The organism is Stenotrophomonas sp. STEN018 (assembly GCF_056760235.1).
The window spans coordinates 107,428-120,894 of sequence record NZ_JBRREK010000003.1 but is presented as its reverse complement, the minus strand read 5'-3'; the positions used below and the strand labels follow the sequence as shown (position 1 = coordinate 120,894).

Annotated in this window: 10 protein-coding genes; all 10 read right to left on the bottom strand. The window is 61.0% G+C overall.

Annotated features, from left to right (window positions below; genetic code table 11):
• Window positions 1-166: 166 nt before the first annotated feature.
• Entirely contained in the window at window positions 167-1,684 is a 1,518-nt protein-coding gene (locus tag ACVOMB_RS02345; protein ID WP_020307800.1) for a thymidine phosphorylase family protein, read from the bottom strand.
• The gene (locus ACVOMB_RS02340) at window positions 1,681-3,039 is read right to left on the bottom strand and encodes an MBL fold metallo-hydrolase RNA specificity domain-containing protein (RefSeq protein ID WP_026320714.1); all 1,359 of its coding nucleotides are present in this window, start codon (window positions 3,037-3,039) and stop codon (window positions 1,681-1,683) included. Before ACVOMB_RS02340 ends, ACVOMB_RS02345 begins: the two co-directional genes overlap by 4 nt.
• Before the next feature lie 35 nt (window positions 3,040-3,074).
• Window positions 3,075-5,360, bottom strand: a complete 2,286-nt coding sequence (locus ACVOMB_RS02335) for a phosphoketolase family protein (protein WP_226924939.1) — start codon at window positions 5,358-5,360, stop codon at window positions 3,075-3,077.
• Window positions 5,361-5,491: 131 nt separating this feature from the next.
• The gene (locus tag ACVOMB_RS02330; RefSeq protein ID WP_003050021.1) at window positions 5,492-6,388 is read right to left on the bottom strand and encodes a ribose-phosphate pyrophosphokinase; all 897 of its coding nucleotides are present in this window, start codon (window positions 6,386-6,388) and stop codon (window positions 5,492-5,494) included.
• 203 nt (window positions 6,389-6,591) lie between these two features.
• Complete coding sequence (locus ACVOMB_RS02325; protein WP_104052779.1) at window positions 6,592-7,665, bottom strand: lipid A deacylase LpxR family protein; 1,074 nt, start codon at window positions 7,663-7,665, stop codon at window positions 6,592-6,594.
• Entirely contained in the window at window positions 7,662-8,156 is a 495-nt protein-coding gene (locus tag ACVOMB_RS02320; protein ID WP_003050031.1) for a universal stress protein, read from the bottom strand. The genes ACVOMB_RS02325 and ACVOMB_RS02320 overlap by 4 nt, the downstream gene beginning before the upstream one ends.
• A gap of 87 nt (window positions 8,157-8,243) precedes the next feature.
• Window positions 8,244-9,995, bottom strand: coding sequence for a PHA/PHB synthase family protein (locus ACVOMB_RS02315; protein ID WP_312563483.1), 1,752 nt, complete (start codon window positions 9,993-9,995; stop codon window positions 8,244-8,246).
• A 143-nt stretch (window positions 9,996-10,138) separates the two neighbouring features.
• Window positions 10,139-11,341: a sodium/glutamate symporter gene (gltS, locus tag ACVOMB_RS02310; RefSeq protein WP_068679683.1), complete on the bottom strand. Its 1,203-nt coding sequence runs from the start codon at window positions 11,339-11,341 to the stop codon at window positions 10,139-10,141.
• Window positions 11,338-12,576: an acetate/propionate family kinase gene (locus tag ACVOMB_RS02305; RefSeq protein ID WP_054668798.1), complete on the bottom strand. Its 1,239-nt coding sequence runs from the start codon at window positions 12,574-12,576 to the stop codon at window positions 11,338-11,340. Before ACVOMB_RS02305 ends, gltS begins: the two co-directional genes overlap by 4 nt.
• Window positions 12,577-12,655: 79 nt before the next feature.
• A complete protein-coding gene (locus tag ACVOMB_RS02300) occupies window positions 12,656-13,408 on the bottom strand; it encodes an SDR family NAD(P)-dependent oxidoreductase (protein WP_054667835.1) in 753 nt (250 codons plus the stop codon).
• Window positions 13,409-13,467 lie beyond the last annotated feature (59 nt).

Genomic DNA, 13,467 nt, shown 5'->3' with positions numbered 1-13,467 from the left:
GCTGACGACCTCCTTCTGTTTGCTCCACGCGATGCAGGTTGAAAACTTCTTTTAAGCGATGTTTTTTCATATGTTCTTGAGCATGAGATGTAGGCGTTCAACTTTTCCAAACGAGAGGCCGGGCTGTGTTTGACCGAGCATTCAAGAGCCCTGTTTATCCACGGCGCTAAGGTTCAATCTTTACAATGTCCCCAATGCCTTGTACGTATGCGAGTGCATAGGCCATCTCTCCAGAGGTTTGCGCATGCAAAAACATCAATGGTTGTCCGCGTGTTATCTCGTCACCTAAGCGCACCTGCAATTGAATCCCTGCGGCTGGACTCTCAGGCGCACCGGCCAATTTGGCTAAACGAGAAAGCTTACGGTTGTCGATGTGTACTGCTCGGCCTGAAGTGGTTGCCAAAAGCGGTTCGACATAGAGAGCTTGGGGCGGCTCACGAAATCCCCCCTGAGCCGCGCAGATTCTCTGAAATTTTTCCCACGCGCGGCCACTGCTGATCGTCTCATGAGCCAACCGAAGTCCCTCCCCTTCTTTGGCGACGCCGCCAAGCTCAAGCACCGCGCCCGCCACCAACGCCACGCGGTCACATAGGTCTTGCGGCGCATCCGCCTCGTTGCGCAATACGGCCAACACGTCGCGCGCCTCCAACGCCGGGCCGATACCTCTGCCGACAGGCTGATTCCCGTCTGTAAACAGGCAACGCAATACAAGGCCAAATGACGCGGCGACTTCCGAAAGGTGATGCGCAAGATGCTCGGCAGTTTCCCGGCTGCGGACTTTTGCGGTTGGCCCAACCGGAATATCGATCACGATGTGGGTCGCCCCTGCTGCAATCTTCTTGGATAACACCGAGGCAATCAGTTGTCCTTGCGTGTCGATATCCAGTTCACGCTCAATACGCACGAAGATGTCGTCCGCGGGGCTGAGGTGCATCGCGCCGCCCCACGCCACGCATCCACCCTCTTTCTCCACGACCTTTCTGAGCGTATCCAGGTCCAGGTCTACAGGAGCCAGCGTTTCCATGGTGTCCGCGGTGCCAGCGGGAGAGGTGATGGCGCGTGATGAGGTCTTGGGCATCACCAATCCATTGGCTGCGGCGATGGCAACCACCAACGGCGTGGTGCGATTTCCCGGTAATCCGCCCACGCAATGCTTGTCCACAACAATCGGAGCCTGCCATTGCAGGTGATCCCCGACATCGACCATCGCACGGGTGAGATGGATGGTCTCTTGCATATCCAGAGGCAGTACCGCCGTTGCGGTCAGGAAGGCCGAAAGTGCGACATCGGTATAGCGACCATCGACCACATCACGGACGATCGCCTGCAACTCCGTCGTTTGCAGTCGGTGGCCGTGAATTCGCGCACGCACGGCCGACAACGATTCGAGCAGCGGAGGATGCCGAACCTGCACAAGATCGCCCTCATGAATGTCCAGGGCATCCCAGGCGGCCTCGGACAGAGCGATCTGTCCGGTTTTGAGCAGATCGCTGTCGATTTGGTACAGTAGCGCTTGCACAGTGCGGTCGCCGGCAATGATCAGTACCTGTGACCGCGGTGCCAGCCCTTCGGCACGGCAGACATGGCAATCGGTACGCATCAAGACGACGGGTTGATGCTGGGCATGCAGTCGCATGCGCAATGCTTGCAAGGCGGGTGTCTGGGGAGTGATGCGGGCACTCACAGGGCGAACTCCTGGTTTTGCATGGGCACCGATGCGTGCCATTTGAGTTCGCGCTGGATACGTTCGCGCAGCGCCTCGGAGGCATCGGATTCACCGTGAACAATGAACACCCCTTCCGGCGCCCGGGTAAAGCCGCCCAGCCATCGCATCAGTTCATCGCTGTCGGCATGAGCCGACAACATCGGAAGCTCGGCGACCTCCGCATTGATCGGCATCCAGCGTCCATGAATCTTGACTTCGCGAGCGCCCTCAAGCAGTTTGCGTCCGCGCGTACCTGCGGCCTGAAATCCAGAGAACAGCAGCGTGTTCTGATGAATGCCGCCAAACGCTTCTATGTGATGCAACACGCGGCCACCGGTGGCCATGCCGCTGGCGGAAATAATCACCTTGGGGTAGCGATTCGCCGATAGTGCCTTGGACTCTTCAACGTCGCGCACGTATTTGACTTCCGAAAATGCGGCCTCGAAATCGTGTTGCGTGAGCTTGTGGTCGTCGGAGTGGCGGTGCAGCAGCACAGTTGCGTTGGTGGCCATCGGACTGTCCAGATAGACGGGCACGTTGCGGAGCCGACCGCGCTGTCGCAGCAGCCACAAGTCGTAGATCAACGACTGCGCTCGTCCCACGGCAAAAGCGGGAATTACCACCGTGCCTCCGCGGCGAGTCGTGCGCTCGATGATGTCGCCCAGCGCTTCGACGGCATCGGAACGGTCATGACGACGATTGCCATAGGTGGACTCGATGATGATGTAGTCCGCTTCCGTGACTGGTTCAGGATCAGGCATGACCATGTCGTCAAAGCGTCCCAAGTCGCCGGAGAACACCAAACGCTTGCCGCCAATGTCGATCTGAGCCGTCGCCGCCCCAAGAATGTGACCGGCGCTGCGCAGCAGTAGACGGGCATTGCCCGGCAATTCAGTCTCTTGATGCAGCGGCACCGGTTTGAACTGCAGGAGCGTACGTTCTGCATCCCGAACCCGATACAGCGGAAGGGCTGGCTTGTGTTTGGAAAATCCTTTTCGATTGGCGAAATCGGCGTCCTTCTCCTGCAACCAGGCGCTGTCGAGTAGGATGAGTTCGGCGACATCTCGCGTGGCTGAGGTCGAGAAAATCTTCCCGCGGAACCCGTCCAGCACCAATCGGGGCAGATACCCACAATGATCCAGGTGCGCATGCGTTAATACGACCGCATCGATGTCCTTGGGCTCAACTGCCAGGCGCTGCCAGTTAAGTTCGCGCAGGTTTTTCAATCCCTGGAACAGTCCGCAGTCGATCAAGATGCGGGTATTGCCATGGGTGATAAGGTGTTTGGAGCCGGTGACGGTGCCGGCACCGCCCAGGCTGGTCAATGAGAGCATGTATTTGTCTCCCCTCTTGTTTGTGGGTTGTGAAATCAGGAACCGGCGCGGTCGCCGCGGACCGCGTCAGAACCACTTGAAATTCGCTCGTCGGTCGCGGCCGCAGCAACCTGCGAACTGTTCCGGCCGGTCACTTGCGCAGCGGCATAGATGGCGTCCACCCAGGTGCAGCGGTTGGCGATCAACATTCCAGCCACATCGAGCGTGCCGCCGCGGTTGATGTAGCCCAAAGCCCGCGTCTTCGAGGTGCCGCTGTCAATGCGGCGCAGCACACCCAGCATCGGCTCTGGGCGGGTATGGCTTATTAACACGCGAGGCAAGTGAGGCGGGAAGAGTGCTTGCAGGGCTTCGTCACCGACCACGAAGGTGGCCTCAAGGTCATCTCGCGGAATGCGCAGGCGGCCGGGTTCGATCACTACAGTGACGCACGACGCAAGTCCATGGCGCTCCAGGCGGGCGTGGGCTTTGAACGCTTCCTCCAACTGGTAGGCGCCAATCACCACGAACTGCAGTTGTGCTGTAGCCGGATCGCCGGCTACATGGGCTGCTCCGTGCTCAACCAGCGATTGAGCGGCGGCGGCGTTGAAGTGATTCGGCGTGTCGCGCTTGGAGACCACCACACAGGCCACTTGGCCCCGGCTGGCGTAGACCGCTCGCAGCGCGGCGGACGCCGTGTTGGCATCCACCGGGAACAACACGCGTGCGGTGTCCGACATCTCCCCCAGCAATGCTTCGCCAATGGTCGGGTCCTGGTGTGACTGCTCGTTCTTGCTGTTCTCCCAGGTGTGGGATGTGACGATCAGCGGGACGGAGATCCAGCCTGGCGGCTGGCCCAGCTCCTTCTGCCGACGCGCGAAGATGATCTCCTGGCGCATCAATCCAAGCATCTTGACCGCGAATGCCTCGTAGCTGACGATCAGGTTCAGCCCCCCTTTGTTGGCGAGGGCGGCGGCCGCAACGGCTTCTTCATTGAGTGCGGTGACCACCGAGCCATCCGTCGATTCCGGGACGCCGGGTTCGGGCACGTTGACGCGGTGCTTGAGCAGCGCTAGCGTGGTCCCCATCTTGTTGCTGGCCAGTTCATCGGGATTGCCGATCCGGATGCGCAACTGTGGATTTGCCTGCACTAGCTCCACGAACCAACGGTCCAGTGCGGACATGGCGCTGCCCGATACCTCAGTTGGCGCCCAGGCCGGCATCGGCAGATGAGGGCTCGCTGGATGGCGTAGGGCCATGGGGTGCTCGCTTTCGCGCGAGCGCTGGCTCTGGCCGTGATTCGCAAGGACGGTGAGCGCGTTTTCCAGTTCGCTCTCGGGCACGAACAGCGCCGCAGCCCCTGCGTTGAAGGCCTCGCGTGCCTGCGCATCCTCGCGCGGATTGCCGTTCAGCGGCAGGTTGTGGGCGGCATTGGTCGCCGCGCCCGGGAAGCCAAAACCTTTCTCCGTCTCGGCGATCACGTAGGGCAGCTTGACCGGATAGCGCCGATCCGAGCGTGCGGCGAAGGCGCTCAGCGTGTCTTCGGCTTCAACAATGGCCCATGCGATCGCCATCGGATCACGTCCATCAACGATGACGGGATCGAAGCCGTTGTGGCGCAGATCTTCGGCCAGCCAGGTAGCGCCACCTTCCTGCACGATCTGGGTGCGCTGCTCGATGCGCCGTCCGTTGAGAATCATGACCGGGATGGCGAAGCCGCAGTCCTCGGCGCGCCACCAGCGCGGCGCCCAGTCCGAGCCACGTTGTTCCTCGAAAGCGCCATCACTGAGGAATGCCACCAGGCTTTCTCCCGGCAACGGCGTGTGCACATACTGCAGCCCGGCGAACCCCAGATAGCCGCCTTCGGAGATCGCGCCGGCCGTGTTCGGCCCGGCATGGCTACCCAGCGGTACCGCGGGCCGACCCTGCTTATCGATGGCATAGGAGTAGAAGTCCGCGATCAGGAGCGACAGGCCCGCCTCGCTGCGGTCGTAGCGTCCACGCTGGGCGGCGGATACATCGCCGGTCAGTGCGTTCACCGCCTCGATCGCGGCCACGCAGTGCCCCTGCCCCATGAGCCAGCCGCGTGTCGTCCCGGTCAGCGCGTTGGCCAACAGATAACCCACGAAGGCTGGCACCATGTTGAGCGAGCCGCCGGTGTGGCCTTCGGGCGTTTGTTTGAAATCATCGGAGCCCAGTGGGCAGCCGCTTCGGTCGATGCGCCGGGCATAGGTCATATGCGCCACTACGCTCATGGCCGTGCAGGCCACCCGGTCGGCTGCAGCCAGCAGCGCATGGGCCGAGGCTTCGTCTGCTATACGCCTTTGCGCGACCAGACGTTGCACTAGGGCCTGCATACGTTCGATGGTTTCAGACCTGTGCGCGATGGGCCCGTAACCAGCACGCCAATCGGTTGCGAGGTTAGCTTGAGAGGACATTTCAGGTCTCCTTGAAAATAGTTGGATCGATAAAAAGATCAGCCTCGCGGATCGGTTTTCCCGCTAGAGAGAGCGTCGGCAATCAGCGAAGCGAGACCAATCCGGTTGCTCGGATGCGGTACTGCGTCGGTGGACGTAATTCGGGCAAACAACGGTGTCAATTGGGCCCAGGCATCCTCGGCGAACAGGGCATGCACCACTACGCACTCCGGCTTGCGCATTCCTTGCTCGGCGAGCTTGCGCGCCGCGACGGCGAGCGTGCGGCCTGATGATGCGATGTCGTCCACAAGCACCGGCGTTCTGCCGCGCCAGATCGACAGGTCGGGAACATCGATGTCCACGCTGCGATCGCCATGGCGTGTCTTGCGAAGCACAGCGTGCGGTACGCCGATGCGGGACGCGATGGCGCCGGCCCACTGCTCGCTTTCCTCGTCGGGGCCCACGATCAAAGGTTCTTCGACATGATTCGCGATCCAGTCGGCCAGCAGTGGTGCGGCATGCAAGGTGATGGTGGGGATCGTGTAGACCGCTGATAGTGTCGGATAGCGGTGCAGATGCGGATCCACCGTGAGCAGCTTGTCGAAGGTCGATGAGACCAGACGTGCGAAGGACCGCGACGTCACGCTTTCTCCGTCATGGAATCGCTTGTCCTGGCGCATGTAGGCCAGATACGGTGCGATCAGGTTCACCTCTTGCGCGCCAAGTTCGCGCGCCGCGTCAGCGGCAAAAGCCAGAAGCAGGAACTGCGGATCAGGATGGGCCAGCGTGCAAATCACATCCACGATCCGATCGGCAGGTTCGCCATGCAACCGGACATAGCTCTCGCCATCGGGGAATCGGCGCGTTTCGATGCGGCCGGCTTCGCTGCCGCATGCCTGCGCGATGCCGCGGGCCAGATCTTCATTGCCGGGTAGGGCCAGGGTGAGTCGTTGCATCCATTTATCTCCTTATTTGTTGTCCTTGGTCTCTTATCGAGCGCGGGTGCCTTATCGTTCAGCTCGCTGTGTTCACCTTGCCAACTGGCTAATGACGACGGCATTGGCAGTACTGCGTCGACGTGGTAGCTCCACAAGCAACCAGGCTCTTGTCATGAACAGCAACAGAGTGGCTTGCATGGCGTTCAAGGAATCGATCTGCATCAGAATCGCCGTCCTACGGTGATCGTTCCGTAGACCGGGATTTCCTTTTGTCCACGAAATTCGCGGGTGCGGTGGTAGCGGGCTATCGCGATGCGCCAGTTGCCCTGAGTCATCGCGATGCCATAGCCCACATCGGCCACGAATGGCCGTTTATCAACACTATGACTGGACTTGAACGTATTGCCGTCCAACGTGATGTCGTGCAAAACCCAGCGACCGTCGAGTGCCACGAACAGGTGCCCGTTCCAGTTGCTGCCAGCGGTCTTACGCACGGGCGAGGTGTTTTCTCCAGCCGGGCGCAGCGGTGCGGTGCCTAAGTCGTCCGGCAGGCGTAGGCCATAGCGCAGTTCTCCGCCGACATTCGCGTAGGTGGCGAAATTGCCCAAGCTGCCGCCCCAGTGGCGGGTCAGATCCCAACCCCAACCGCTGACGTTTTCTTGCCTGATGACTCGTGTTCGGCGTTCGTGGAGCAACTGCAGCACGGGTTCGTCGCGCAGTTGATGTCTCCAGCCATTGAATCTGTCCACTCCGACGGTGTCATGCCACCAGTTCTGGACTTGCCTGGCCTGGGAGGAGGGCCCCACCACCCCCACGCGGAGTTGCGAAGTGCGCAGCGTATCGCCCCGCCTCGCGTTATAGCCAAGGCTCAACATCAAGGCGCCCGCGAAAGGACGATCATCCTTGATGAGATCGCTGCGCGTTTTGTCGTTCGGGGTGTACATCATCTGCCCGAAGCCGATGGTCATGTTCTGTTCGTCGAAGCCTTGGGGTTGGAGCATCGTGAGAAAGCGATTCAGCCCACGGACGAGACGCGGTAGACAAGGGTCATCGCTATAGTCCACGAGGTTGGGGGAAACCCAACTGGCGAGAAACCCGTTGGAGTACCCTTGGTCTTGTCCAATGCCGCCGAACATGTCGTTGTCGATCCGCAGATTGAGCGTTCCCGTTGAGCGCAGCGGGTTGTCCTGGTGGCAGGACTGGGCCTGTGCGGAGGCGCTCAGCAATAGCAGCAGCAAGGAGGCTGCGACTTCCAGCCTCCATTCAGCGGGGTCGGCGGACTGAACTTTCGTCACGCTGGCGTGCCACCCTGCCCAGGGGTTGCAGTCACAATGACCGATTGGGACTGGCGCACCAGCATCACCGGAACTGGTGCGATGCGAGCGAGCTGCTCTGCATCGCTTCCCATCAGCAGCCTGTCCACGCCCCGGCGTCCGTGGGTACCCAACACCACCAACTCGCATTGAGTAGTCAGTGCCTGCTGAGCGATGAGCACCGAGACGCGCTCGCCGTTACTTTCCAGAAGGACGGTCTCAACCACCAGGCCTCCCTGCCTCAGCCGCAGCGCCGCCTCGTCCAGCAGCTTCTGCCCGGCCGCCAGGAAGCCCGGCCTCACTTCTTCAATATAGATCCTCGGCCTCTCGAAGCCGTTGCTGTGCTTCATCTCCTCGATGACGTGCAGCAAGACGATGGTTGCGCCATTCAGGCGTGCCAGCACCGCAGCGTGGTGGAGCGCCAAATCGGCAGTAGGACTTCCGTCGAGCGGAACCAGGATTCTTGAGTACATGAATGTCTCCAGTTATCAGAGTAAAACGGGGTGACGAACAGATATTGCGTATACCGTGTCGCAATAGCGGACGCGGTATGCGCTTATTCAGTTGCGTACATATTCCCCTGGGGCGTCGCAAACAGTGGGGTATCCACTGGATTCAGCACCTATGAGCGGAGGCGCAACAACATCACCGGAACGCTCTCGCAGCCACGCCGACCATGCGGGCCACCAGGAATCCGGATGCGTCTGCATCGTCGCTTGCCACTCATCCGGCGCCATGTATCCATCACCGGCCGCGCGGGTATGGATTTGATATTGGCGCTTACCTCGGCCGGGCTCGCTCACGATGCCGCCGTTGTGTCCTCCAGTGGTCAGCACGAAAGTCAGCTCGGCCGAAGACAGGAGATGCAGCTTGTAAACCGAGCGCCAAGGCGCAATATGATCCGAGGCAGTGCCGACGCAAAACACCGGCACAGCGATGTCTCCCACTGAAACGGGGCGACCCGTGACGGGATAACGCCCCGCGCTGAGATCGTTATTCAGGTAAAGGCGTCGGAGATACTGCGAATGCATCTTCGCGGGCAGGCGAGTCCCATCGGCATTCCAAGCCATCAGGTCGGTCATTGGCCGGCGATCGCCCAATAGGTATTCGTCAATCATGCGAGACCATATGAGATCGTAGGAGCGCAGTAGCTGAAAAGCTCCGCTCATCTGGTCGGAGGTCAAATAACCGGTTTGAGCCATGCTGGCTTCCAACAGCGCCACTTGACTCTCGTTGATGAAAAGACTCAGCTCGCCCGGTTCGCTGAAGTCCGTCTGTGCGGCAAGCAGGCTTACCGACACCAGCCGCGTATCGCCATCACGCGCCATGGCTGAAGCACCAATGGCCAGTAGCGTTCCGCCCAGGCAATAACCAGCCGCGTGGACTCCATGCCCGGGGACAACGGAAGTCACAGCGTCCAGCGCTGCATGCAGGCCGAACTCCAGGTACTCATCCATGCCCAAATCTCGATCCTCAGCATCCGGATTTCTCCAGGAGATGCAAAAAACCGTATGCCCTTGCGCAACCAGATACCGTATCAGCGAGTTATGCGGTGACAGATCCAGTACGTAGTACTTCATGATCCAGGCAGGAATGATCATGATCGGTTCGGGATGGACTTTCTCGGTAGTGGGCGTGTACTGAATCAGTTCGATCAGTCGATTTCTCAGAACGACTTTTCCTTCCGTGACCGCTACGTCGCGCCCAACGACGAAGTTCTCCGTTCCCGCGGGAGGCTGGCCGGATAGTTGCCGACGCAAGTCGTCGAGAAAGTTGGACGTCCCCCGCGCTAGATTGGCGCCTTGCTCTGCGATGGTTCTTTTCAGGACAACGGGGTTGAAAACCGCAGCGTTGGCGGGCGAAAGCATTTCCAGCCACTGTTTGGCGCCAAACGCCAGCAGGCGTTGGTGTTTCGGATCCACTCCCCACACCCCCTGCGTGGCCTGCTCCCACCATTTGGTCTGATTGACGAATGAACTGCGGAAAAGGTCGTAGGGCCATTGATCCCATGCAGAATCGTTGAAGCGGCGGTCATTGACAGGTGACCGGTCAGGAGCGGTGGCTCCCCGGTTCGGGTTGGCCCGATTCTTCTTCAATACGGCCATCCATTGCTCGGACAGGGAGGCTGCAAACGCCAAAAGCTCGGCTTGCTTGCCAGGACTGTTTGCTAAATGGCTCGCCCAGTCCACCCACGCGAGCAACGATGTCTCCGGCGAAATAGACGACCAAGCCTGTGCCCAAGCGACATGGGCATCCCCATCCAACTTCGGATTGATGGCTGAGTCGATATTGCCGTTCTTTTTATTCGTCAAAGCGTATTACCTCTATTTCTGCACAAGTAGAAAGAGCCCCTTGCTTGAAAACGGGAGTCGATTGCGATTTCCTGGGCGACGACGCCTCGCCAGCGCGTCAGCGATGTATCCATCTGCCAGCTCGCTCCGCTGTTTCGCTTCGCCTAACCGGCCATCAGGCTGATTACCAGTGCGTTCGCAATATCGATGACGAACCCACATACCAGGGGCACCACAATGAACGCCTCGCGTGCCGCACCATGCTCCCGAGTCACCGCCGTCATGTTGGCGATGGCAGTGGCGGTAGATCCCAGCGCAATACCGCCGAAACCCGCGCACACCACGGCGGCTTGGTAATCCTTGCCCATTGCCCGAAAAACAATCAGCAAAACGAATGCGATGACCAGGGCAATCTGCACCAGCATCGCCGCCGTGATGAAGGCAAGCACGGGCTGCAGCTCCCAGAGCCTGAGTCCCATCAGCGCCATGGTCAGAAACAGGCCCAGTGAGATATCGGAGACCAGGGCAATGCCTGGCTGCATGCTCGGCCAGTTCCATAGACGTCCGCCCCCACTCGGCCTCATCCAGTCGGCCACCATGCGCAGGAGAATCCCGGCCAGCAGGCAGCCCACAAAGGCGGGCAGCGTGACGGGGGTACGCGCTACCAAGGCATTGATTCCGTATCCCAGCATCAAGGCCAAGTTGAGCCAGAGCAATGCCAGCAGCACGCCGTAGTAGTCCAGGCGGGCATGCTGCTCATTGCTGTGCAGCGTGCCAATTTCCAGGGCGCTGTCTCCGGCTTGAAGCCGATGCCTGCGCATGAGCAGGCTTGCGATCGGGCCGCCGATGGTGCAGGCCGCGATCAGGCCGATCATGTTCGCTGCCAATCCCAGTTCCTGCGCTTGCGCAATGCCGAGGTTTTGAACGAAGTGATCGGACCAGGCCAAGGTGGTGCCCACGCCTCCGGTCAGGGAAATCGATCCCACCATCAGCCCGGCGCGCGGATCCAGGCCGAAGGCGCGTGCCATCTCCATCCCGGCCAGGTTCTGCAGCACCATGAACCCGATGGCCAACCCCGACAGGATCAGCAAGGGCCGCCCACCATGGCGCAGCGTGCGGGCGTCGGTACCCAGGCCAATGGCCGCAAAGAAGTACAGCAGCAGCGCGTCACGCGCTTCGAGATCGAAACTGACGACGATCCCCGCACCGTAGTACAGGGCGAAGACAACCAGGGCGCAGGCCAGGCCGCCCACCAGGGATTCCGGGATGCTGTATCGACGCAAGATGCCCCAACGCGCAACCAGGCCCTTGCCCACGAACAACAGCACGATGGCGAGCGTGAATCCATGGAAGGCATCGATCGTCATCGCGCCTTCTCCCTGTCCAGGCAGGACAGTGCGTGGCTGGCGGCTATCCACTCTTCGTTGGTGGGCTCGACCGCCACGATGACCTGGCTGTGGTCGCTGGAAATCTTCGCCGCGTGGCGGGCGTTGGCGTCGGTATCCAGGGCAATGCCCAGAAAGCCCAGCGCCGCACAGATGCGCTCGCGAATGAACGCATTGTGTTCACCGACACCCGCCGTGAACACCAACATGTCCAGACCGCCCAGCACGGCGACCAGGGCCCCGATCTCGCGCACGATGCGTCGCACGTAAAGGGCCAGTGCCAAGCGCGCTCGCTCCCCCGTTTCGCCTGCATCGTTCTCGTGCCCGACAATGACGCGCGGCTCGGCCGAGATTCCCGAAACGCCGAGCAGGCCGGACTCGTGATAGAGGACGCGCCCCACTTGCTCTAGTGAGAGCTTCTCGACTTCCATCAGGTAGAGCACCGCACCCGGATCGAGCGCGCCGGTGCGGGTGCCCATCATCAGGCCGTCAAGCGCGGAGAAGCCCATGGTGGTGGCCACGCTTTTGAGTCCTTGCATGGCGCACAGACTGGCGCCACTGCCCAAGTGGGCAACGACGGTGCGCCCGCACGCGGCGTCGCCATGGCGTTCGGGCAAGGCCACTGCCATGTACTCATACGACAGGCCGTGAAACCCGTACCGACGCAGACCGCGCTCCCATGCGGCATAGGGCAACGGCAGGATCTTCTCGACCTGGGGCAAAGTGTGGTGGAAGGCCGTGTCGAAGCAAGCCATCTGTGGCAGATCTGGCTGCTCCCGCAGCAGGATCTCCACGGCTTCGAGCGCGAATGGCTGGTGCAGCGGGGCCAGAGGAATGTAGCCCTTGAGGTCGGCCAGGACATTTGCGTCCAGGCGCACGGGCATGGAGTATTTGCTGCCGCCGTGGACGATACGGTGGGCGACCGTACCTACGTGGCGGCCGTCGAGCCGCCGGCTGACACGATCGCGGATGAGGCGCAGTGCGGCGCGATACGGATGTGCCGTGTCCAGTTCGATCGAGAACGGCGCAACTCCGGTCTCTCCGAAATCCGGGTTGGCGCCGCCGATTCCCTGCACCTTGCCATTCCACAATGCCTGACGCGGCAGTGGCGCGGCCGAGGAATCGAACACCGCAAACTTGATGCTGGATGAACCGCAGTTCAGCACAAGGATCAGTCCGTGTTCGCGGCGCCCGGAGCGGGCCATGGTGACGTCCATCAGGTCGTCCTCTCTGCGCGCCGTCCGCGCGACTTCGCCGAGGTGTGCGGGGGTGTCTGCTGTCTCATCGTCTTCAGACTCAGCGCGCCGTGTAGCCGCCATCGGCGATGAGCTGGGTGCCCACAAGGAAGCTGCTTCCTTCCGACAGCAAAAACGCCACGGCATGGGCGATTTCGTCCGATGTACCCAGACGACCGATCGGATGCAGGTCAACGGCCTTCTGGAGGGCCGATTCATCCAGGAAATCCAGGATGGGCGTACGCACGTAACCGGGATGAATCGAATTGATCCGGATTCCCTTGGACGCATAGGCCAGTCCTGCCGAGCGGGTCAGCCCGGTCACGCCATGTTTGGCTGCGACGTACGCAGGGTTCGCTGCGTCGCCCACCACCCCCAGGATGGAGGAGACGTTGACGATGGCGCCGCCTCCCGAGCGCAGGATGGCGGGAATCTGATGGCGCAGGCCATAGAACACGCCGTTCAGGTTGACATCGATCACCCGGCGCCAGGCGGCAGGGTCCAGTTCTCCCGCCGGGCTCTGGTCGCCACCGATACCGGCGTTGTTGACGGCAAAATGAAGGTCGCCGAACGTATCGACCGCGCAGGCCACGGCAGCCTGGACCTCATCGATGCATGCCACGTCGGCCACGTTGGCCACGGCGTGGCCGCCCTCGGCGTTGATGAGGCTGGTGACGCGCTGCGCATTGTCGGCGCTGACATCGGAGACGACGACATTCAGGCCGTTGCTTGCAAGCAGCCGGGCAATGGCCTCGCCAATGCCAGACCCTGCACCGGTGACCAGGGCTACGCGGCCAGAGAATGAGTACTGCATGGTGTTTCCTCCAAAGGGGTGGATTAAAAAGAGGGGGTTAATAAGTTGCCGATAAGTCG